Source organism: Sorangium sp. So ce296, assembly GCF_051529605.1.
GTDB classification, from domain to species: domain Bacteria; phylum Myxococcota_A; class Polyangia; order Polyangiales; family Polyangiaceae; genus Sorangium; species Sorangium cellulosum_D.
Genome location: NZ_CP150325.1, coordinates 7,734,883 through 7,756,080 on the forward strand (window position 1 = coordinate 7,734,883; position 21,198 = coordinate 7,756,080).

Below are 21,198 nucleotides of genomic sequence, written 5' to 3' on the forward strand. Positions count from 1 at the left end.
GAAATTTCGACATGACCGTCACTCCTGTCCTGAAGCCAAATAGTGGAAAGCGTCCGTCTGCGTGAGATCGATCAGGAGCTGTTTCACGTTGTACCCGGAGGCCTTGAAGGCGGTCGTGACAGCCTCTTCGGTGCACTTGTCCTCTTTGCGCAGGGTGAGGCCGTAGGCGAACTCGCTCCAGCGCTTGGCGAAGCAGTCCTGCACCTCTTCCGACGCGGCGAGCTTCTGCACCAGCTCGATCGGCCCGCTCACATCCCCCAGCGTCCCCGGGACCGTGCCGCTCGGATCGATCACGACGTCGTTCTCGGTGGTACGGTACAGCCCGACCGCGTCGTAGTTCTCGAACGCGAAGCCGACCGGATCCATGAACTGGTGGCACCCCGCGCACGCCTTGTCCTGGCTGTGCTGGCTGAAGCGCTCCCGCGCCGTCTTGCCGGAGTACGGATCCGGCGGCTTCACCTGCTCCAGGATGTCGCCGGTGGGGAGCGGGATGATGATGCACATGAGCTTCTGCAGCACGAACGAGCCGCGGGTCACGGGGTTCGTGTTGTTCGAGTGCGTCGTCCCGGCCATCATGCCCGCCTGGGTGAGGATCCCGAGGCGCTGGGTCGTGTCGAGCTCTACCTTCTGGAACTCGTCGCCCGTCACGCCGGAGACGCCGTAGAACGCCGCGAGCTGCTCGTTCATGAACGAGTACGGCGCCGTCAAGATGGACGGCCATGTCCCGCCCCCCTCGAAGACCTCGTGCTCGATGAGCCGCTGTGTCTCCTCGCGCATCAGCGAGCCGATGGTGCGCGAGAAGGTCGGGAACGCCTCCGCGTTCCGCTCGAGATCCGCGAGGCTGCTGATGGGGAGCAGGTTGTCGAAGAAGAACCGGATGGTGGGCCGGGACCGGGGATCCTCGAGCATGCGCTCGGCGTGCTTGCGCACGCCTTCCTTCGTCGAGAGCTCACCCGCCTGCGCGGCCGTGCGCAGCTGCTCGTCGGGCGTCGTGCCCCAGAGCATGTACGAGAGCCGCGTCGCCATCTCGTCGCCCGTGGGCCGGCGGAGCTCCGGGCGCTCCGGGTCGGGCATGCCGCGCTCGATGCGGTAGAGGAAGTCCGGCGATTGCAGCAGCGCCTCGATCACCGTCGCGACGCCGGTGGCGAACGTCGCGTCGGTCCTGCCGACTCGGTACAGCGCGAGGAGCTCGTCCGCCTCGCCGTCGGCGAGGGGCCTGCGGTACGCGACCGGGGCGAACCCCTCGATGATCGTGCGCGCGCACGCCTCCTCGTCCGCCGCCGCCACGTTGCGCGCGCAAGGGGCGAGCTTCGCGAGCGCCTCCGGGGTGGCGGTCGCGCGCTGGGCGACGCCCTCCGCGACGGTGCTCAGCTGCTCGGCAAGCAGGCTCGAGACCGACAGCGTGTCCGCGTCATTGCCGAAGCCGTTCCCGACATCCTCGCTGGGCAGCGAAAAGGCGGGGTTGGTCGTGTCGCCCAGGAGATCGCGGACGGTGTTGTTGTACTCGACGCGCGTGAGCCGCCGCAGCGGCGCTCGCCCGGGGTACACCGCGCCGTCCTTGCACGCGAGCGGGGCCCCGGTGGTGGGATCCGTGACGTCAGGCTCGTCGCCGGGCTCGGCGCCGGAACCGGAACCGGACCCGGAACCGGAACCACCCACGTTTCCGATGCAGCCGCTGGCCAGGAGCAACGCGGCCAGGATCGCCGACCGAGAGCCTCGGAAAGGACGCGCCTGGTCATGATGGGAGGGCCTAGACATGAACATCCCTCTTCGCCCGCTGTGGGCACGCTGAAGGTAATTGTCGAACCGCTGGCTTCCCTGACGACATCGTCAGATTATCATGGTGCAGCCCTCAGAGGGGCACTCTGGACCTCGCGAGAAGCAGTCGGCAGCTATAACGAAGAAGTGCAATGAGACGGTGAACGCATCGCCTCTCGCGTGACTCAGTAAAATTCCCGGCGGGGCCTCATCCATCAAACGGTGCCCCTGAGGAGGACGTCGTCGCGATCTGCCGCCACGTAGCTCACGCCGTCCCCACGCTCGCCATTCGGCCGTTTCGCCGGATCTTCGAAACAACATCCCCCGTGGGCGCACCCAGGCTCACAGGACCTTCGCCGAATCAGCGAGGTGGATCGTGTTCTCTGGCGAGAGACACCCTTGGTGAAACGCTACCCATCCTCGATCCGCAATCGCGCCCGCAACGACCGAGCTAGCGGAATCGGTGCCGAGACCATCGATGGCAAAGCTCTCGGCGCGCAAGACGACCCCTCCAAGGCGAAGCAGAAGGATGCGGCTCGGACCAAATGTGAACGATCACATGGCCCATGTCAACGCCAAACCGGACGGCCCGCGGGCTCCTCGGGCCGGGGGCCGTCCGGTTTGGCGGGGCTCCGCCGGAGCGCCGCGTCAGAAGAAATGGGCGCCGAATCGGGCGCCGAATCCCGCCGCTTTTGCGCTCGCTGGACGTTTCCGCCCTCCTCGTGGCCAACGGCCCAGCGGCGCTCGGCGTGCTCCGCTCCCTCCTCCGGATGGCCGATGCTGGCCACCTGTTAGCGTTAACATCGCATCGAGCCAGCGCGCGCCCGTGCCGCTGGGGCGGTCATGTTGCGGCTCCAGTTGACACACGGCCGGCGCTCCAGATGATGTCCGCCGCGATCGCGGGCGCGCCGACGTGCCCGCGGCAGCCTCGGAGGAAGAGCTCCGGGAGGAGACAGAGGAATCCATGCGCACGCTTTGCATCGATATCGGCGGAACGGGGATCAAGGGCACCATCCTCGACGGGCAGGGGACTCCGATGGCGGATCCCATGCGCGTGCCGACGCCGCAGCCGGCCTCGCCGGACCCCATGCTCGACGTCATCGAGGAGATGGCCCGCGCGCTCGGGGAGTTCGATCGCGTCTCGATCGGCTTCCCCGGCGTGGTGATGGACAACGTGACCAAGACGGCGCCGCACCTCGACAACGAGAAGTGGAAGGGCTACCCGCTCGCCGAGGCGGTCGAGCGCCGCCTCGCGAAGCCCGTGCGCGTGGCCAACGACGCGGGCATCCAGGGGCTCGCCGTCATCGAGGGCAGGGGGCTCGAGATGGTGCTCACCTTCGGCACGGGGCTCGGCTGCGCCCTGTACATCGACGGCCACTACGTGCCGAACCTCGAGCTCGGACACCACCCTTACGGAAAGCGGGACCTGAAGTACGAGGATCGCGTGTTCGACGCCGAGTGCAAGCGCATCGGCCCGAAGCGCTGGAACAAGCGCGTGCGCCAGATGATCGCGCAGCTCGAGCCGATCTTCAATTACCGCAAGCTCTACCTCGGCGGCGGCAACGCGCGCCTGCTCGACGTCTCGCGGCTGCCCGAGAACGTCCTCGTCGTCGACAACGTCGCCGGCCTGCTCGGCGGAATCAAGCTCTGGGCCTAGCAAAGCGCCCCCCGCATCGCGGGCAGGCCCCGGCCGCCTCGCCCGCGGCGCGCCGGCCGGGGCGGGCGCTCGGCGAGCGAAGGCCGCGCCGGTCCCCGAGCGGGCGCGGGCCGCGCCGGTTCCCAAGCGGGCGCGGCCGGCGTACCCTGGGCGGATGAACTCGCCCGACGCACCGAAGCCCGACGCGACGCCTGCGGCCCCTCCAGCGGCGGACGCTGATCTCGACCCGTTTCGCCTTCAATCGCCGGAGACCTTCGCGAACCCGTACCCCGTGTACGCAAAGCTGCGCGAGCAAGCGCCGGTGTACTTCAGCGCGGCCTACAACGGCTGGCTCATCACCCGCTACGACCAGGTCGCCGCGGGCTTCCGCGACCCGCGCCTCTCGGCGAAGCGCTCCGGCGCCTTCGTGACGAAGCTGCCGGAGGAGGTGCGTCAGCGGCTCGAGCCGTTGCGCCGCAACCTGGCGTCGTGGGCCTTGCTGCTCGACCCGCCGGAGCACACGCGCATCCGCTCGCTCATCAACAAGGCGTTCGTGCCGCGGCTCGTCGAGGGGCTGCGCTCCCGGGTGGAGGCGCTGGTCAACGAGCTGCTCGACGCGGTCGCGCCCACGGGCCGCATCGACGTCCTCCGCGACCTCGGCGACGTCCTGCCGCTGCTCGTGATCGGCGAGGTGCTCGGCGTGCCCACGCAGGATCGGCACCGGCTGAAGGGCTGGTCGAACGCGCTCGGCGGGTTCCTCGGCTCGGGCCGGCCGACGCTGGAGATCGCGGGCGGGGCGCTGAGCGCCGTCGCCGAGATGGAGGACTATTTCCGCGGCGTGATCGCGGCCCGGCGGCAGAACCCCGGGAGCGACCTGCTCAGCCAGCTCCTCGTCGCGGAGGAGCAGGGGATGATCCTCGGCGAGCAGGAGCTGCTCTCGACGTGTTGCATGCTGCTCTTCGGCGGCCACGAGACCACGAAGAACCTGATCGGCAATGGCCTGCTCGCGCTGCTCCTGCACCCGGCCGAGCGCGACGCGCTCCGCGAGGCGCCCGCGCTGATCGGCCCGGCGGTGGAGGAGCTGCTCCGTTACGACTCTCCGGTCCAGTGGATGAGCCGCGTCGCCCTCGACGACATCGAGCTCGACGGCGTGCGCATCGCGAAGGGCGATCGCGCCTTCCTGGTGCTCGGCGCGGCGAACCGCGATCCGTCGCAGTTCCCCGATCCCGACCGGCTCGACTTCCGCCGCACGGACATCCGTCACATCTCGTTCGGTCTCGGCGTGCATTACTGTGCCGGCGCCGCGCTGGCCCGGGTGGAGGCCCAGGCCGCGATCTCCACGTTCCTCCGCCGCTTCCCGGACTCCGCGCTCTCCTCCGCCCCGCTGACCTACCGCCAGAGCCCCGGCATCCGCAGCCTCACCGCCATGCCGGTCGAGCTTGGCGCGCAGAGCTCCGCCTCCTGACTTCAACACATTCTTCGACAGAGCCCATCGAGCCTCCCGCCGGCGGCCGTTGCCCTCTCGTTAGTTCCCCCGCATCCCTGGCGCCAGCTGTGCCGGCAGCGCCACGCTCGCCGCCTCCAGCCCCGCGACCGGATAAGCGCAGTAGTCCGCCGCGTAGTACGCGCTCGGCCGATGGTTCCCGCTGCTGCCGATCCCGCCGAACGGCGCCGCGCTCGACGCCCCCGTGAGAGGCTTGTTCCAGTTGACGATCCCCGCCCGCGCTTCCCGCCAGAACTTCTCGTAGAGCTCCCTGCGATCCGAGATCAGCCCCGCGGCGAGCCCGTAGCGCGTGCGGTTCGCCAGCGAGAGCGCCTCGTCGAAGCTCTCGTAGCGCTGCACCTGCAAGAGCGGCCCGAAATGCTCCTCGTCCGGCAGCTCCTCGATCGCGGTCACATCGATGATCCCGGGCGAGAGCAGCGCTGTCCCCTCCTCGAGCCGGCGCATCTCGAGCAGCGCCTCCCCGCCGAGCGAGATCAGCCGCGCCTGCGCCTCGAGCAGCCGATCCGCGGCCGCGAGCGAGATCACCGCGCCCATGAACGGCTGCTCCGCGTCGTCGTACCTGCCCACCTTGAGCCGCCCCGCCGCGTCGACCAGGCGCTCCACGAGCGCGTCGCCCTCCGGCGTCGCCGGCACGAGCAGCCGCCGCGCGCACGTGCACCGCTGGCCCGCCGAGATGAAGGACGATTGCAGGATATGGTGAATCGCCGCCTCGGTGTTGGCGACGTCCTCGACGATCAGCGGGTTGTTGCCCCCCATCTCCAGGGCGAGGATCTTCTCCGGCTGCCCCGCCAGCTGCCGGTGCAGCGCGCTGCCCGTCGCGGAGCTGCCCGTGAAGAAGAGGCCGTCGATGCCCGGGTGACCCGCGAGCGCGATCCCGGTGCTCTTCCCCCCCTGAACCAGGTTGAGCACCCCGGCCGGAACGCCCGCCTCCTGCCACAGCCGCACGGTCTCCTCCGCGACCTTCGGCGTGAGCTCCGACGGCTTGTAGACCACGCAGTTGCCCGCGATCAGGGCCGGCACGATGTGGCCGTTCGGCAGGTGGCCCGGGAAGTTGTAGGGCCCGAACACCGCGACCACCCCGTGCGGCCGGTGCCGCACCACCGCCGTCGCGTCGCCCGCCTCGGCCTGCCGCTCGCCCGTCCGCTCCCGGAAGGCCATGAGCGACACGTCGACCTTGCCGATCATCGTCTGGACCTCGGTGAGCGCCTCCCAGCGCGGCTTGCCGGTCTCGAGCCCGATCAGGTCGGCGAGCCGGGCCTTGTGCTCGCCCAGCAGCCCGGCGAACCGCTTCACCAGCGACACCCGCGCCTCCGCGCCGCCGTCGCGCCACGCCTTGAACGCGCCGCGCGCCGCCTGCACGGCCGCGTCCACCTGCCCCTCGGCCGCGGCGCGCCCCTCGAAGACGAGCGCCTGCGTCACGGGGTTCCGGCTCGCGAACGGCTCCCCCGTGCCGGACACCCAGCAGCCGTCGATGAAATGGGTCGACATGGTCACCTCTCCACGCGGAACGCCCCGCGAGCTCAGCAGTCCGTCCAGCCAGGCTGGCGAGCGTCCACCTTGCCCCGCCAGTGTGCACCGTACCAGCCGCCCGCGCAGCGAGCCCGCCCACCCCGGCGGGCGGGCGCGGGCAGATCGCCGGCGCCGCCGCCGATCTGCCCGCCCGCCCCGTCCAGGGCCGCGGCCGCCCGCCGCGCGCCGGATCCGCGCGCGTCCCGGGGCGACCCCAACGGAGGGGGTGTCGGCCCGATGGACCCACAACCGATGGTATCCGCTCGCCCGATGAGAATCCCTGAAGGTGGTCCTTAATGCACGTTGCGCCACCGCGCCCCGACAGCGCATGTGGCGAGCTCGCGACATTCACAGGGATGCACCGTGGCGAACAGGTGTGCAGAGCGCGATCGAACCGTGAGATCACGCTCCGGGCGAACGCCGCCGGGGCGCGCCTCACGGCCCATGACACCAAGTCTTGACGGTCCCGTGGCTGGCGTGGAAATGTGGATATGTCAGTTTCCCCGCCGATGCATCACACGGTGGCTATCTCAGACATCCATCTATGTGAGCTCGAGCCGACCGCCGGTCTCTGGATGCGCTATCGGCAGGCGCCGTACTCCCCGGACGGGGAGATCGCGGCGATGCTCGACGCCCTCCGAGGAGAGATCCGGAAGGGGACGGGCGGCTCCGGTGGGCTCGACACGCAGCGTGACGAGCTCACGCTGGTCCTGAACGGCGACATCTTCGACCTGGACGCGCCGCGCGTGATCGACAACGAGAGCGTGGTCCACGACCTGCCGCGCACCGCCGAGCACGCCGTGCCGGCGATGGAGGCCATCCTCCGCGACCACCCCGTGTTCGTCGCGGCCGTCGGCCGGGTCGTCGCGGACGGGCACACGGTGGTGTTCGTGGCGGGCAACCACGACATCCAGCTCACGCTCCCCGAGGTGCGCGACGCGGTGAGGCGGCGCGTCGTCGACGCCGCCCTGCACGCGCTCACCGCCCGCGACGGCGCTCCCGCGGCGAACGCCGCCCTCGAGCGCCGCGCGGCGCTCGAGGCGCGGGTGGTCTTCCGCGCCTGGTTCCACCGCACGCGCGACGGCGTCGTCGTCGAGCACGGCAATCAGTACGATTCGTACTGCTCTTACCGCTACCCGATGGCGCCGTTCGGCCGCAAGCGGGGGGAGATCCAGCCGACCATGGGCTCGCTCGTGAGCCGCCTGCTCGTGTCGCGCATGGGGTACTTCAACCCGCACGTCGACTCGTCGTTCATGCTCTCCGGCTTCGGGTATCTCTCCCACTGGGCGCGGTACTACCTGTTCTCGGGGAGGTCGCTCGTGCTGGCGTTCGCCGTGGGCGCGCTGCGCACGATGCTCGAGCTCGTGCGCCGCCGCGACCCGTGCCGCCGCGCGCTCCGGCGCGCCGATCTGGCCGCCGCCGCCCGCGAGACGGGCGCGCCGTTCCCCGCGGTGGTGAAGCACGCGCGGCTGTTCGCGCGGCCCGCCGAGGACTGCCTCGGCCGGGTGGCCCGCGAGCTCTGGCTCGATCGGCTCGGCCTCGTGCTCGTCGGGCTCGTCGCGGCGCTCGCGTGCCTGTGGTGGATGCCGGAAGGGCTCGCGCCGGCGGTCCTGCTCGCGCCGACGCTCCTCGTCGCCTACGAGTGCGCGGTCCCGAAGCCCACGCTCGACGCGGTCTGGCAGGGCGTGAACGGGGCGGCGCGGCGCGTGGCGCGGGCGCACCGCGCGAAGGCCGTGGTCTTCGGGCACACCCACAACCCGGAGGGCAGCTGGGAAGACGGGGTGTTCTTCGGGAACACCGGCTCCTGGTCGGCGGCGTTCGAGGACATCGCGTGCACGAAGCCGGTCTTCGAGGCGCGCCCGCTCGTCTGGCTGCGCTCCGAGGACGGCGCGGCCCCCGACGCGCCCCTGTCGGGCGGCCTCCTGATGTGGAAAGACGAGCGCTTCCAGCCCTGGAGGGCCGACGCCCGGCCCTCGGTGCCCCGGAAGGCCGAGGTCGCCAAGCGGCCGCGCCCGGCGCTGCGGCCCCAGGCGACCGCCGCGATGCGCGGCTGATTTCCTCCCATCTCCGACGCCAACGCACGCTGGCCCGCGCGCCCGGCGCCCTGCGGCGAGCTCGGCAGAACACGGCTGCTGAGACTGCCACCCTCGAGTCCGGACGAGCGTTCGTCCGGGCTCGAGCCACGCTTCCCGTCGCGCACTTCCGTAGTAGATGTGCTGACGTGGAGATGATGAGCAACGCGACGCCGGCCCTCGACGCGGCCATCCCCCGCGCGGGCGATACGCCCGGCGCGCGCTGCGCGGCGGGAGGGGACGCCGATGGCTGACGCCGACGTGGACCTCGCTCGCCAGCACCGGCCCGCGGTCGAGCGGTCCCGGCTCCCATCGGTCTTGACCGCGACGGAACAGCACCTCGTCTTCTACGCGAACCCGGCGTTCTGCGGGCTCTCCGCCCTGTCGCTCGGCGAGCTCTCGGGGGTTCCCCTCACCGATCTGTTTCGGCAGGCAGAAGGCCTGGCGAGGCTGCTCGATCGCGTGATCCGGGACGGCGTCACCGACGTCGCGGTGGACATCGCGTTCGCGTCCTCCGGGGGGAGCGCGTTCCACGGCACCGCGATCGCGGCGCCGCTCCTCGACGAGCAGGCGCGCCCGCGGGGGCTGCTCGTGCAGATCCTCGACACCACCGAGCAGGCCGCGGCGCGCGCCCAGGAGGCCGAGCTCGAGCGGCGCCGCGAGCAGGTCCTGTCGCGCATCACCCACGACCTGCGGAGCCCGCTGACCGCGGCGATGTTCTACGCGGAGAGCCTCGAGCTGGCCCGGGCGGAGCACGACACGAAGCGGCTCGCCGGCCGGATCGTCCGCAGCCTGAGGCGCATGGACGAGATGATCCGCGTTCTCCGGGAGGTGCAGCGGCTCCAGGCCGGCCACAGGCTGCCGCTCTCGCTCGGCGCGTGCGATCTCGCCGCGATCGCCCGCGAGGTCGCCGACGACCTCTCGGCGTTCCACGACCAGCGCCTCGTCGTCCAGGGGGAGGCGTGCGTCCGGGGGGTCTGGAGCGAGGAGGAGCTGCGCCGCGCGATCGGGATCCTGGTGAGCAACGCGCTCCAGCACGGGGCGGAGGGAGCGCCGGTCGCCATCACGGTCGAGGCGGCGGCGGGGCTCGCCGTCGTGGCGGTGCACAACGAGGGCCCGGCGATCCCGCCCGACGGCCAGGCGCGCGTGTTCGCGCCGTTCTTCCGGGCCGGCGCGTCCGAGGCGGCGCCGCGCGGGTGGGGGCTCGGCCTCGCGTTCCTGCGCGGGTGCGCCGAGGCGCACGGCGGGACGGTGAGGCTGGAGAGCGACGCCGAGCGCGGGACCACGTTCGCCCTGGAGCTGCCCCTCGACGCGAGCCCGTACCAAGATCCGCAGGACCCGGGCTGACCAGGGGCCGCCGCCCGCCGCGCCGCGCGCGGAATAAGGCCCTGGCGAGCGGCGAAGGCGCCTTGGGAGGAGTGGTGTCGCGCGTGCGTCGGATTCGAGCCCTCGAGAGCGATTGACAACATGGCAGAAAGTCAGCGCGGCTGTCCGGCGTTGACTGCGGCGGACCGGGGGAGGCGCAGCGCCGTCGCCCGAGCGGTCTCCGGCGGGGCGCGCCGACGCGGTCGGGTCGGCAGGCGACGCTTCCGTGATGAACGCGTGGATCGGCGTCGCCGACGTCGGGCTCGTCTACCAGCCTTGGGAGCACATCTATCTGCACATGGCCCCGGAGCTCGTGCTCCGGCTCACTCGCGTCGAGAGCTCACGAGGCGGGGCTCTCCGGGGCAGCGCCTCGCTCGAGCTCGGCTTCACCGGCGGGGTCGGCGTCCTGCTGGGCTCGTGACGCGACGCCGGATCCGGGCCGCCGCGCGCCGACAGCCCCTCTCGGCTTGAGGCCTGCGCGCCTCGACGATAGGGTCGGCGCGGACCTCGGCCCGGAGCGCTTCCCGGGCGGGATCCGCGGAGTGCACGGATCATGAACCGCAGCGAGCGCGAGCAGATGGAGATGACGCTGCCCGCGCGCGGAGCGGCGGGCCCGGACGAGTCGGGCGACGTGCCGCCGGCCGGCGCCGCGTCGGACGTCACGTTCAGGCTGCGCGTGTCCCCGGCCTCGCCGGCGCCCGAGCGGCCGCCCGTCCCCGTCGCGGCGCCCGAGCCCCTCTCCGCGGAGGAGCGCTACGAGGACCTCGGCTGCATCGGGCGCGGGGGCATGGGCGAGGTGCGCCGCGTGCGCGACCGGATCATGGGGCGCGTGCTCGCGATGAAGATCCAGTCGTCCGAGGCGCGCGACGCGACGCTCGATCGCGCCCGCTTCCTCGCCGAGGCGCGGCTGACCGCGGAGCTCCAGCACCCGGGGATCGTGCCCGTGCACGACTGCGGCGCGCTCGCCGATGGGCGGCTGTGGTTCACGATGAAGGAGGTGCGCGGGCGCACCCTGGGCGAGGTGCTCGACGAGCTGTACGCGGCCGGCGGCGGGAGCCTCTCGCCGGCGGCGCTGCGGCGGGCGGTCGACACGTTCCTCCGCGTCTGCGAGGCCGTGGCCTATGCGCACAGCCGCGGCGTGATGCACCGCGATCTCAAGCCGGCCAACGTGATGATCGGCGAGTTCGGCGAGGTCCTCGTGATGGACTGGGGCCTCGCGCGGCCCGCCGCGCCGCTGCGCGCGTCGCCCGGGGCCGCCGGCGCGGCGGACGCCCTCGAAGCGGCCCCGCTCACGCAGCCCGGCGAGGTGCTGGGCACGCTCCTCTACATGGCCCCGGAGCAGGCGCGCGGCGAGGGCGATCGCCTCGGCGCGGCGAGCGACGTCTACGCGCTCGGCGTCGTGCTCTACGAGATCCTCGCCGGGCGCCACCCGTACGGCGGCCAGCTCGCCGCGGTCTGGAGCGCGCTCCTCACCGGCGGGCTCACGCCGGTCGAAGAGCGCGCCCCGCACGAGGTGCCCGCGGAGCTCGCGGCCATCTGCGCCCGCGCGATGGCGCTCGCTCCGGAGGCCCGCCATCCCGACGCGGGCGCGCTCGCCGCCGACGTCCGGAGCTGGCTCGACGGCGCGCGGCGGCGCGAGCGCGCGCTCGCGATCGTGGACAAGGCGCGCGCGATCCAGCCGGAGATCGCGACCATCCGGGCGCGCGCGCGGGCGCTGCGCGCCGAGGCGCGGGCCCTGCTCGACGGCCTGAGCTCGTTCGATCCCGCCGAGCTGAAGGCGCGCGGGTGGCGGCTCGAGGACGAGGCGGAGCACCTCGAGCGGGAGGCGTCGCTCGGCCAGGTCGAGTGGATGCAGCTGCTCCGCGCGGCGCTGAACGAGGCGCCGGATCTCCGCGAGGCGCACGAGGCGCTGGCCGACCACCACGCCGAGGAGCTCATCGAGGCCGAGCAGGCGCGGGACGCCCGGGGCGCGGCGCGCGCCGAGGCGCTCCTCCGGCAGCACGACCGCGGCCGCCACGCGGTGCTGCTCGCCGGCGACGGGGCGCTCTCGCTGTCGACCGAGCCGGAGGGGGCGGAGGCCTCGCTCTACCGCTATGTCGAGCGCGACCGCCGGCTCGTGCCCGAGCACGCGCGCGAGCTCGGCCCCACGCCGCTCCGCGGGGTGGCGCTCCCGCGCGGGAGCTACCTCCTCAAGCTGCGCGCGCCGGGGCACCACGAGGCCCGCTATCCCGTGCTCATCGAGCGCGGGCGGCCCTGGGACGGCGTCCGGCCCGGCGGGAGAGCGCCGCACCCGGTCCGCCTCCTCCGGCTCGGCGAGCTCGGCGAGGACGACCTCTACGTGCCGCCCGGCTGGTTCGTCTCCGGCGGCGATCCCGACGCGGGCGACAGCCTCCCTCGGCGCCGGCTCTGGTGCGACGGCTTCATCGTCCGGAGGCACCCGGTCACCAACGCCGAGTACCTCGCCTTCCTCAACGCGCTCGTGGCGACCGGGCGCGAGGCCGAGGCGCTCGAGTGCTGCCCGCGCCTCTCGCTGGGCCGCGCCGCCTCGGACGCGGGCCCGGACTCGCTCCGGTTCGAGCGGGGCGACGACGGCCGCTTCCGGCTCGGGCTCATCCCGACCGACGTCCAGGAGGAGCCGCGGATGCCGGTCGCCTTCGTCCACTGGCGGGCGGCGATGCGCTACGCCGCGTGGTACGCCGCCGAGACCGGCGCGCCGTGGCGCCTCCTGAACGAGCTCGAATGGGAGAAGGCCGCGCGGGGCGTCGACGGCCGCTGCATGCCCTGGGGGGATTTCCTGGAGCCGACCTGGGGGTGCATGCTGGGCAGCCACGAGGGCGTCGCCGGCCGCCGCCCGGTCGACGACTTCCCGCTCGACGAGAGCCCTTATGGCCTGCGCGGCGCGGCGGGCAACGTGCGGGACTGGTGCGTCAACGCGTGGAAGCGCGAGGGGACGCGGACCGACGAGGGGATCGTGCTGCTCGATCCGGCCGACGACGGCGACCCGGATTTCCGCGCGGCGCGGGGCGGCGCGTGGTCGACGTCGCCGAACCTCTGCCGCGCGGCCGGACGCTTCGCGGGCAAGCCCGGGGATCGCTTCGGGGGGATCGGGTTCAGGCTGGCGCGCTCGGCGCCGCGGTGAGCGGCCCGCCGCCGCCCTGCGCGGGAGGCCTGTCCGGGCGCGCCGCCGCCGCGGCCGGGGCGCGGCGGGAGGCGCGCGCGCCGCTCACACGGATCTCATCTCGCCACGGTAGTAGTACCAGGTGCACTGAGCGTCGATGTCGTAAGGATCGGTCGACTGCTTTCTCTCCTCGCCCACGACCAGCAGCGTGAAGGTCAGCCTGCTCGGGGCCTTCTGGAAGACCAGGCCGCCCGTGGGCTGCTTCGTCTTGTACCAGACCACGTTGAGCAGCTCGCCGGCGCTCCCGAGCTCCAGGAGGAGGCCGATCCGGCGCGTGCTCGGCGCGTCCGGATCGGCGGCCCAATAGAACGCGCTGTTCGGAGAGGCCGGCTGGTGGACGCCCTGGACCCACTGCTGCGCCGACACCTCCTGAGCGGTCGCGAGGACGCTCCCCCCGGCGAGCCAGTCATGGAACTCCTTCGGGTACCCGGCCGATCCCGAGCGGTTCGCGAACCCGATCGACTCCAGGATCATCGCGCTCGTCTTCAGGGTGCCGCGCCTCGACCAGTACTCGGTCATCGCCGTGTATCCGGGGGGAGGGTTCGACCCCGTCACGGCCACCTGGAGGAGCGGGGTCTCGGTCCTCGCCTCGATGAAGCGGAGCTTCGAGTCGATGGGGATCTGTGTTTGGTCCGGCTGCTCCGTCTCCTCCGGCTCCTTCGGCAAGAGGTCTCCCCTCTTGACATCCAGCTCGCCCGTGCCCGATCCAGTGCTCATGGTTCGATGATCTCCTCGTCTCGTGGGTGGAACGTCCGAATCCTATCCGCTTCGCTCGCCGGGCGCGCCCCCGGCGCGGCGGGCCCTCCCGGGCCCGCTCGCGCCGGGAGGGCTCAGAGGAGGCCCACGGTGATGGGCTGGAAGAAGACCTGGACGCCGGTCCTGGAGCCGGCCTCGTTGCCCTTCGTATCGCCGACGTAGTCGAGCAGGGACACGAGGCTTCCGGGCGAGAAGGCGTAGAGATCGCGGGCGTGGTCGGTGTCGGTGTACTCGTGCTCGAAGTACGTGGGGCTGAGGATCTCGGCGATGTTGCCGGGCGCGGTGTAGAGGTGGAACCAGCCGGTCCCCTCGGCGCGCGTCCAGTCGCTCTTGGTCTCGATGGCGTCGATGTGGACGGAGGCCCAGACCTCGTTGCCATTGAAGACGTGGAGCTCTACTTCGAGGTTGACGCGCGGCCCGTGGCCGCCGAAATCGGCGTCGCCGCCGACGTGCGGGGGGATGTAGAACGGCGTCTCCGAATGAAACGTGACCGACGAGGAGAGGGCGGCCACGGCGACGTCCACCTCGTCCTCCGCGGCCGTCGCAGCCATCGGGGAGAGACCCTCCTCCGCCGCGTCCTCTGCGGGCGCCGCGGCGCAACCAGCGAACGACACGGCGGCCAGCGAAGCAAACAATGCACGCATCATGATGAAGCTCCTTGTTTAGGGTTGCCTGCGCGCCCCTCTGCCGGGACATCGGCTCCGTGCGCGGCGATTCGCTTCGGAGCATGAGCATGCGTCGTGCCACGGCGAGGACGCGGCGATCCGGGCCGCATCCGGGGAGCCCTCGCGCCCCGGCGCCGCAGATCGCGTCACCCCCGCTCGACTTGAGCAGGCCTCGCGCAAGCGGCGCCGGCGCGCGCCCCGCCCGGCGCCGCGCGCGCGCTCGACAGCCCCGGAGCGCGGACGTACCCTCGTCGCCCGATGCGGCCTGGCGACCTCGTGGCGGGGCGTTTCGTGCTCGAGGCCCAGGCGGGCACCGGCGGGATGGGAGAGGTCTACCGCGCCACGGATCTCCAGCGCGGGGCCGCCGTCGCCGTCAAGCTCCTGCGCGCCGCGAGCGGCGCCGACGCGCCGCGGTTCCTGCGCGAGGCGCGGCTGCTCGAGGGCCTCGAGCACCCCGGGATCGTGCGGCACGTGGCGCACGGCGCGCTCCCGTCGGGCGCCCTGTACCTCGCGATGGAGTGGCTCGAGGGCGAGGACCTCTCGCGCCGGCTCGGGCGCGGGCCGCTCGGCGTGGACGAGAGCGTGGAGATCGCGCGCCGCGTGGCGGACGCGCTCGGCGCGGCGCACGCCCGCGGGGTCGTCCACCGCGATCTCAAGCCGAGCAACGTGTTCCTGGTCGGGGAGGGCTCCCGCGATGTGCGGCTGCTCGACTTCGGCGTCGCCTGGGCCGGCGGGACGCGCATGACCCAGAGCGGCGTCGTGATCGGGACGCCCGCGTACATGGCGCCGGAGCAGGCGCGCGGCGGGGACGTGGTGGACGCGCGCGCGGACGTGTTCGCGCTCGGCTGCCTCCTCTTCGAGTGCCTGACCGGCGAGCCCGCGTTCGGCGGGGATCACTTCATGTCGATCCTGGCCAAGGTCCTCTTCGCCGATCCGCCGCGGCTGCGGGACGTGCGGGGCGACGTGCCCGAGCCGATCGCGGCGCTGTGCGCGCGGATGCTCTCGAAGCGACCGGACGCCCGGCCGCGGGACGGCCGGGAGGCCGCGGAGGCGCTGCTCGCGATCCAGCGCGGCGAGCACGCCCCCGCGAGCGCGCACGGCCCGGCGCCGTCCCGGCCCGGGGCGCTGACCGCGACGGAGCGCCGGTCCGTCGCGGTGCTCCTCATCGGCGCCATCGACGCGTCCGCCTTCGCGAACGTCGCGACCGAGATCGCGACCGTGCCGAGCCAGCTCGTCGAGGAGGCGTCGGCGTGGGGCGCGCGCGTCGAGCCGCTGCCGGGCGGGGCGGCGGTGCTGACCATGGCCGGGCAGGGCGCCGCGACGGACCTGGCGTGGCAGGCCGCGCGGGTGGCGCTCGCGCTGCGCCGGCAGACCCCCGACCGGCCCATGGCGCTCGCGCTCGGGTGGAGCGCCGCCGCGGGGCGGATGCGCCTCCTGCGCGACGCGATCGACCGGGCGGCGCGGCTCATCTCCGCGCGCGGCCCGGCCGGCCCCGGCGACGCGCGGCCGATCGCGATCGACGAGGGCCTCGTGGGGCTCATCGACGCGCGGTTCGACGTGCGCGAGCACGAGGAGCGCTTCTTCCTGGTCGGCGAGCGCTCGAGCGTCGGCGGCGGGCGGGCGCTGCTCGGCAAGCCGACCCCGTGCGTCGGGCGCGACGGCGAGCTCCGCATGCTCGAGGCGGCGTTCGCGGCGTGCGTCGACGAGCCGTCGGCGCGGGCGGTCCTCGTGATCGCGCCGCCCGGCGTGGGCAAGTCGCGCCTCGCGCAGGAGTTCCTGCGGCGGGCGGCCGAGCGCGCCCCGCGGGCGTCGATCTGGACCGGGCGCGGCGACCCGCTGCGGGCGGACGCGCCGTACGGGCTGCTCGCCGGGGCGATCCAGGGCGCGTGCGGCATCGTGGAGGGCGAGGCGCTCGCGGCGCGGCGGGACAAGGTGCTCGCGCAGGTCGCGCGGCGGGTGCCGGAGGCGGAGCGGCCCCGGACCGCGGAGTTCGTCGGGGAGCTCATCGGCGCGCCGTTCCCGGACGGCGAGAGCCCCTTGCTCCGGGCGGCGCGGCGCGACGCGCAGATCCTGGGCGAGCAGGTGCAGCGCGCGTTCGTCGCGCTCGTCCGGGCCGCGTGCGCGGAGGGGCCGGTCGTGCTGGTGCTCGAGGACCTGCACTGGGGCGACCCCGCGACCACGCGCCTCGTCGAGGCGGCGCTGCGGCAGCTCGCCGACGAGCCGCTGTTCGTCCTCGCGCTCGCGCGGCCGGAGATCACGGCCCTGTTCCCCCGGCTGTGGGCGGAGCGGAGCGTGCACGAGCTCCGGCTGAAGGACCTCGGCAAGAAGGCGTGCGAGCGGCTCGCGCGGCTCCTGCTCGGCGAGGGCGCGCCCCAGGAGACCCTCGACCGGATCGTGGCGCTCGCCGACGGCAACGGGTTCTACCTCGAGGAGCTCATCCGCGCGGCGGCGGAGGGCCGCGGCGAGGCGCTGCCCGACACGGTGGTGGCGATGGTGCAGTCGCGGCTCGACGGGCTGGGCCCCGAGGCGCGGCTGCTCCTCCGGGCGGCGAGCGTGTTCGGCGAGGCGTGCTGGGCCTCGGGCGTCGAGGCGCTCGTGGGGGTCCCGGTGAGCGACGGGCTCGCGCTCCTCGCCGGCGCGGAGCTGCTCGTGCGGCGGCCGGCGAGCCGGTTCCCCGGCGAGGAGGAGTTCGGGTTCCGGCACGCGCTCCTGCGGCAGGGGGTGTACGCCATGCTCGGCGACGAGGATCGCGCGCTCGGGCACCGGCTGGCCGGGCGCTGGCTGGAGGAGCGCGGCGAGGCGGACCCGCTGGTCCTCGCCGAGCACCTCGACAGGGGCGGCGAGCGCGCGCGGGCGTCGCGCTGCTGGCTGCGCGCCGCCGAGATCGCCCACCGCGGCGGCGACGTCGATGCGGCGCTCGCGCGCGTCGACCGGGGGCTCGCGGGCGACGCGCCGGCCGACGTCGAGCTCGCGCTGCTCGGGCTGCGCTGCGAGCTCGCCATGTGGCGCCTCCCGAGGGCCGGCCTCGCGGCGCTCCGGCAGGCGGGCACGCGGGTGATGCGCGAGGCGGCGCCGGGCAGCCTGCCGTGGATGCAGGGCGCGTCGGCGACGGCGCTGCACGCGACCCTGCTCGGCATGGAGGGCGATCTCGAGGCGATCCTGAGCGCGATCGTGGCCGTGGAGCCGGCGGAGGACGCGATCGCGAGCGGGGCGTTCGCGCTGCTCGCGGGGCTGTACAGCGCGCTCCACGTCGGCGGCGTCGCGAAGCGGGGGCAGCTGGTCGAGCGGGCGCGCGCGATGCTCGAGCGCCACGGCGAGCGCGAGCCGTGGGCCGCCGCGCTCCTCCACACCGCGCTCATGTTCGACCACCTCCTCGCCCTGGAGGACCCGTGGGGCGCGCTCCAGCGCGTCCAGGCGGCGCTCGACGCGGCCCTCCGGGTCGACGACGCGCGCGGCGCCGGCGCGATCCGGATCCTGCTCGGGACGGTGCTGTGGACCCTGGGCGCGACGGCGCGCGCGGAGGAGGTGCTGGGCTGCGTGCCGGGCCCGGACGAGGAGTACGGGGCCTGGTCGTCGTACCGGCCCTTCGTCCGCGTCCGCGCCGCGCTCGAGCGGGGGGATGTCGACGGGGCGCGCCGCCTGGCCGAGGCGCTGATCGCGTCCGGGCGCGCGCGGTCCCATTCTCCGCACGAGGGGCGCGGCCGCTGGCTGCTCGCCGAGGTCCTCGGCCGCGCGGGGGAGCTCGAGCGCGCCGACCGCGAGCTCGGCGCCGCGCTCGGGCTGCTCTCGGGGGCGGACCGCATCGATCGGCCGGGCGCGATCGCGGCGCGCGCGGAGCTGCGCCTGCGGCAGGGCCGCGCCGCCGAGGCGCTCGCGGCGGTCGAGGAGGCGCTCGCGCGGGTCGAGGCGATGGGCGGCACCTGCGGGCTCTTCGGGGGCGCCCGGATCCGGCTCGCGCACGTCGCGTGCCTCGACGCGGTGGGGCGCCGCGGCGCGGCCGAGGCGGCGCTCGCCGCGGCGCGGGATCGCCTGCTCCGCATCGCCGGGACGATCCCGGACCCGGCCTACCGGGAGAGCTTCCTCGAGGCGGTCCCGGAGAACCGGACGACGCTCGCGCTCGCGCGGGAGCGGCTCGGCGACGCGCCCGAGCGCGGGTGACGGCGAGGGCGAACGGCGCAATCGCTGAACATCGCGACAGCGCTGCCCCGCGCGCGGAGAGCACCGCGCTCGCGCTGCAATTCTTCAATCAGAGGCGCATTGCCGGCGGAATTGCCGGCGGAAACGAGGTCCGATGCCACGGCGTCGGCGTGATGGGCAAGAACTCTGCATTGCGAGCGAGCGACAAGGTGTGATATGAGACGCCCATGAAGGTTGGGGGAATTCTTTTCAATACCATTGCCGTGCTCGTCGCCTGCGGGTGCGCTTCCTCGTCGCCGCTGTCTCCGTCGCTGCCGGACGGCGCGGACGGCGCGCGCGCGCCGGCGGACGGCGTACCGGCGGCGGGCGCGCCGGTGCCGGCGCCGGCGCAGAACGACGCGGCGGCGCGCTCCGCGGGGCCCCGGGGCCGCGTCTACCCGGCAGAAGAGCTGCGCCGGGTGGCCCGCGTCGCGTCCGCGCGTTGCAAGAAGGCGAATGCGCCGTCGGATTCGGCGTGCCTGCTCACGGAGGCCACGCCGTTCCTGAAATACCGGCCCGAGGATCCGGATTGCCGTTATGTGTCGGGGACGGCGCTGTCGGTGGCCGAGTGCTCCGATTTCTCGGAGGGCTGCCAGAGCGTGGATCCCAAGGATCTCGACCACCAGCTCGCCGCCCTGGAGACCGCCGGCAAGGATTGCGACCGCGAGCCGACCGAGATCGAGCGGGCCGAGGTGCTGAAGCTCGCTGGCTCGCAGTGAGGCGTTGTCCGGCGGGATGAAGCGCCCCCTGGCGCGGCGCCTGCGCCATCGGACGCGGGCCCTGGCCGGCGGGCCGCGTCAGCCCTTGGCCTTGCCCTTGCGCGGCCGCGGGATGCCGTAGGCGCTCAGCCGGGCGACGAAGGTGCGGCGGGGCATGCCGAGGAGCGCCGCGGCCTGCGTCTGGTTGCCGGCGCACTGCTCGAGCGCGTCGACGATGCGGCGCCGCTCGATCGCGTCGAGCTCGCCGCGCAGGCCGCCCGCGGCCTCGGCCGATCGGGGAGGGCCCGGGGGAAGGGGGCTTGGGGGGCGGTGACCGGCGGGGAGGGGACCGGCGAGCGCGGCGACCTCGGCGGGGTGCGCCTCGACGGACGTCGGGGTGCGCGTGTCGACGAGCGGCGGCGGCGCGGAGGCGTCGAGCAGGAGGTGCTCCGGCAGGAGCGTGTCCCCGCCGGCGAGCACGACCGCGCGCTCGATGACGTTGCGCAGCTCGCGGATGTTGCCGGGCCACGGGTGCGCCTCCAGCGCGGCGAGCGTCTCGGGGGCGAACGCCGGCGCCCGGCGCCCGAGCGCGCCCGCGGTCCGCTCGGCCATCGCGTGCGCGAGCGGCGCGATCTCGGAGGCGCGCGCGCGGAGCGGCGGGATCGTCAGCGCGATGCCGTTGAGCCGGAAGAAGAGATCTTCGCGGAAGGCGCCGCGCTTCACCTCGGCGGCCAGGTCCCGGTTCGTGGCCGAGATGAAGCGGACGTCGATGGGCCGCGGGCTCAGCCCCCCGACGCGCATCACCTTCCGGTCCTCGAGCACGCGCAGCAGCTTCACCTGGATGCCTGAAGGGAGCTCGCCGACCTCGTCGAGCATCACGGTGCCCTTCTCGGCGGTCTCGAGCAGCCCGGGCTTCGCCTGGCCGGCGCTCGTGAAGGCGCCTTTCTCGTGGCCGAAGAGCTCGCTCTCGAGGAGCGACTCGGCGAGCGCCGCGCAGTTGAGGCGCAGGAACGGCCCGTGCGCGCGCGGCGATCGCCGGTGGATGTGCTCGGCGAGCACCTCCTTGCCGGCGCCGGTCTCGCCGAGCAGGAGCACGCTGAGGGGCGACGCGGCCACGCGCTCGGCGAGCGCGTAGAGCCGCTGCATGGCCGGATCGCGGACGATGGGCTCGCCCGGCGCGTGGCCGGCGGCGGCGCTCGCGGCGCCCTCGCGCGGCAGGATCACGATCAGGGTCGAGCCCAGGTTGACCGCGTCCCCGACCGCGAGCTCCGTCGTCTTGCCTGGCTCGAGCTGGAGCTCGAGCAGCTTGGTCGTCGGCCCGGCGCTGCGCTCGCGCCGGAGGCGGGTCCCGTTCGCGCTGCCGAGGTCCTCGATCGCGAGCCGGGCGCCGAGGTGGATGATCGCGTGGCGGCGCGAGACGGAGCTCTCGTCGATCTGGACGTCGTTCTCCTTCGAGCGGCCGAGCGACACCCGGCCTTCGGCCGGCAGCGGGTGCCGGGTCACGCGGCCCCCGGCGAACACCGCGAGCTCCAGGGCATGCTGCGCGTCGATCTGCGCATCCTTCCGGGGGGACATCGCGCCGGCCACGTCTCTCTCCTTGCTCACTTCCGCTCGTTCTACCGCGCCGCGCCGCCCGCGGGGCGAGCCGAAGCGCCTCGCGGCTGCGCGCGGCCGGGGGCCGGAGCCCGCGGGCGTCGGCGCGAGGCGCGATCGATGGCGGTCACGGCGCCGGAAGAGCGCGCTTCGCGCGCGGCCGCGGTGGCGACGGGCGGGACGAGGGACAGCGACGGGCGTGCGCGCATCGGACGCCAGGATAGCCGAAGCCAGCGCGTCTCGCTGGACCGCGGGAGCTGGAGGGGGGCGAGCCAGCGGGGGTGATAC

14 protein-coding genes are annotated in these 21,198 nt (G+C 73.7%); 9 read left to right on the plus strand and 5 right to left on the minus strand.

Annotation, left to right across the window (positions count from 1 at the left end; all coding sequences use genetic code 11):
* Positions 1 to 18: 18 nt before the first annotated feature.
* Positions 19 to 1,659: a DUF1592 domain-containing protein gene (locus tag WME98_RS28630; protein WP_437944913.1), complete on the minus strand. Its 1,641-nt coding sequence runs from the start codon at positions 1,657 to 1,659 to the stop codon at positions 19 to 21.
* A gap of 1,063 nt (positions 1,660 to 2,722) precedes the next feature.
* On the opposite strand from WME98_RS28630, the gene WME98_RS28635 reads away from it, so the two are divergent.
* Together WME98_RS28635 and WME98_RS28640 are read left to right on the plus strand one after the other, a co-directional pair.
* The gene (locus WME98_RS28635) at positions 2,723 to 3,415 is read left to right on the plus strand and encodes an ROK family protein (protein ID WP_437944914.1); all 693 of its coding nucleotides are present in this window, start codon (positions 2,723 to 2,725) and stop codon (positions 3,413 to 3,415) included.
* 154 nt (positions 3,416 to 3,569) lie between these two features.
* Complete coding sequence (locus tag WME98_RS28640; protein WP_437944915.1) at positions 3,570 to 4,859, plus strand: cytochrome P450; 1,290 nt, start codon at positions 3,570 to 3,572, stop codon at positions 4,857 to 4,859.
* A 60-nt stretch (positions 4,860 to 4,919) separates the two neighbouring features.
* On the opposite strand, the gene astD is transcribed toward WME98_RS28640, so the two are convergent.
* Positions 4,920 to 6,386 carry a succinylglutamate-semialdehyde dehydrogenase gene (gene astD / locus WME98_RS28645; protein WP_437944916.1) on the minus strand — a complete coding sequence of 489 codons (1,467 nt, stop codon included), beginning with the start codon at positions 6,384 to 6,386 and terminating at the stop codon, positions 4,920 to 4,922.
* A gap of 542 nt (positions 6,387 to 6,928) precedes the next feature.
* Here astD and WME98_RS28650 point away from each other — a divergent pair.
* From WME98_RS28650 to WME98_RS28665, 4 genes are all read left to right on the plus strand, one after another.
* Entirely contained in the window at positions 6,929 to 8,461 is a 1,533-nt protein-coding gene (locus WME98_RS28650) for a hypothetical protein (protein ID WP_437944917.1), read from the plus strand.
* A 264-nt stretch (positions 8,462 to 8,725) separates the two neighbouring features.
* On the plus strand, positions 8,726 to 9,826 hold the full coding sequence (locus WME98_RS28655) for a PAS domain-containing sensor histidine kinase (protein WP_437944918.1): 1,101 nt from the start codon (positions 8,726 to 8,728) through the stop codon (positions 9,824 to 9,826).
* Positions 9,827 to 10,073: 247 nt separating this feature from the next.
* Positions 10,074 to 10,265: a hypothetical protein gene (locus WME98_RS28660; RefSeq protein ID WP_437944919.1), complete on the plus strand. Its 192-nt coding sequence runs from the start codon at positions 10,074 to 10,076 to the stop codon at positions 10,263 to 10,265.
* Positions 10,266 to 10,397: 132 nt separating this feature from the next.
* Positions 10,398 to 12,983: a bifunctional serine/threonine-protein kinase/formylglycine-generating enzyme family protein gene (locus WME98_RS28665; RefSeq protein ID WP_437944920.1), complete on the plus strand. Its 2,586-nt coding sequence runs from the start codon at positions 10,398 to 10,400 to the stop codon at positions 12,981 to 12,983.
* Between the two features lie 84 nt (positions 12,984 to 13,067).
* Here WME98_RS28665 and WME98_RS28670 read toward each other — a convergent pair whose 3' ends face one another.
* Together WME98_RS28670 and WME98_RS28675 are read right to left on the minus strand one after the other, a co-directional pair.
* Positions 13,068 to 13,739 carry a hypothetical protein gene (locus WME98_RS28670; RefSeq protein ID WP_437944921.1) on the minus strand — a complete coding sequence of 224 codons (672 nt, stop codon included), beginning with the start codon at positions 13,737 to 13,739 and terminating at the stop codon, positions 13,068 to 13,070.
* Positions 13,740 to 13,852: 113 nt separating this feature from the next.
* Positions 13,853 to 14,425: a hypothetical protein gene (locus tag WME98_RS28675; RefSeq protein WP_437944922.1), complete on the minus strand. Its 573-nt coding sequence runs from the start codon at positions 14,423 to 14,425 to the stop codon at positions 13,853 to 13,855.
* 276 nt (positions 14,426 to 14,701) lie between these two features.
* On the opposite strand from WME98_RS28675, the gene WME98_RS28680 reads away from it, so the two are divergent.
* From WME98_RS28680 to WME98_RS28690, 3 genes are read left to right on the plus strand one after another with little or no spacing between them, the layout of a single operon-like run.
* Positions 14,702 to 18,601, plus strand: coding sequence for a serine/threonine-protein kinase (locus tag WME98_RS28680; protein ID WP_437944923.1), 3,900 nt, complete (start codon positions 14,702 to 14,704; stop codon positions 18,599 to 18,601).
* A complete protein-coding gene (locus tag WME98_RS28685) occupies positions 18,598 to 18,795 on the plus strand; it encodes a hypothetical protein (RefSeq protein ID WP_437944924.1) in 198 nt (65 codons plus the stop codon). Before WME98_RS28680 ends, WME98_RS28685 begins: the two co-directional genes overlap by 4 nt.
* A 12-nt stretch (positions 18,796 to 18,807) precedes the next feature.
* A complete protein-coding gene (locus tag WME98_RS28690; RefSeq protein ID WP_437944925.1) occupies positions 18,808 to 19,338 on the plus strand; it encodes a hypothetical protein in 531 nt (176 codons plus the stop codon).
* Between the two features lie 78 nt (positions 19,339 to 19,416).
* Here WME98_RS28690 and WME98_RS28695 read toward each other — a convergent pair whose 3' ends face one another.
* Complete coding sequence (locus WME98_RS28695; RefSeq protein WP_437944926.1) at positions 19,417 to 20,922, minus strand: sigma 54-interacting transcriptional regulator; 1,506 nt, start codon at positions 20,920 to 20,922, stop codon at positions 19,417 to 19,419.
* Between the last annotated feature and the right edge of the window lie 276 nt (positions 20,923 to 21,198).

Excerpts from the sequence above, each read along its gene's own strand:
- WME98_RS28635 (WP_437944914.1), top strand. The coding sequence starts at position 2,723 with ATGCGCACGCTTTGCATCGATATCGGCGGAACGGGGATCAAGGGCACC.
- WME98_RS28640 (WP_437944915.1), top strand. The coding sequence starts at position 3,570 with ATGAACTCGCCCGACGCACCGAAGCCCGACGCGACGCCTGCGGCCCCT.
- astD (WP_437944916.1), bottom strand. The coding sequence starts at position 6,386 with ATGTCGACCCATTTCATCGACGGCTGCTGGGTGTCCGGCACGGGGGAG.
- WME98_RS28655 (WP_437944918.1), top strand. The coding sequence starts at position 8,726 with ATGGCTGACGCCGACGTGGACCTCGCTCGCCAGCACCGGCCCGCGGTC.
- WME98_RS28660 (WP_437944919.1), top strand. The coding sequence starts at position 10,074 with ATGAACGCGTGGATCGGCGTCGCCGACGTCGGGCTCGTCTACCAGCCT.
- WME98_RS28665 (WP_437944920.1), top strand. The coding sequence starts at position 10,398 with ATGAACCGCAGCGAGCGCGAGCAGATGGAGATGACGCTGCCCGCGCGC.
- WME98_RS28670 (WP_437944921.1), bottom strand. The coding sequence starts at position 13,739 with ATGAGCACTGGATCGGGCACGGGCGAGCTGGATGTCAAGAGGGGAGAC.
- WME98_RS28675 (WP_437944922.1), bottom strand. The coding sequence starts at position 14,425 with ATGATGCGTGCATTGTTTGCTTCGCTGGCCGCCGTGTCGTTCGCTGGT.
- WME98_RS28680 (WP_437944923.1), top strand. The coding sequence starts at position 14,702 with ATGCGGCCTGGCGACCTCGTGGCGGGGCGTTTCGTGCTCGAGGCCCAG.
- WME98_RS28690 (WP_437944925.1), top strand. The coding sequence starts at position 18,808 with ATGAAGGTTGGGGGAATTCTTTTCAATACCATTGCCGTGCTCGTCGCC.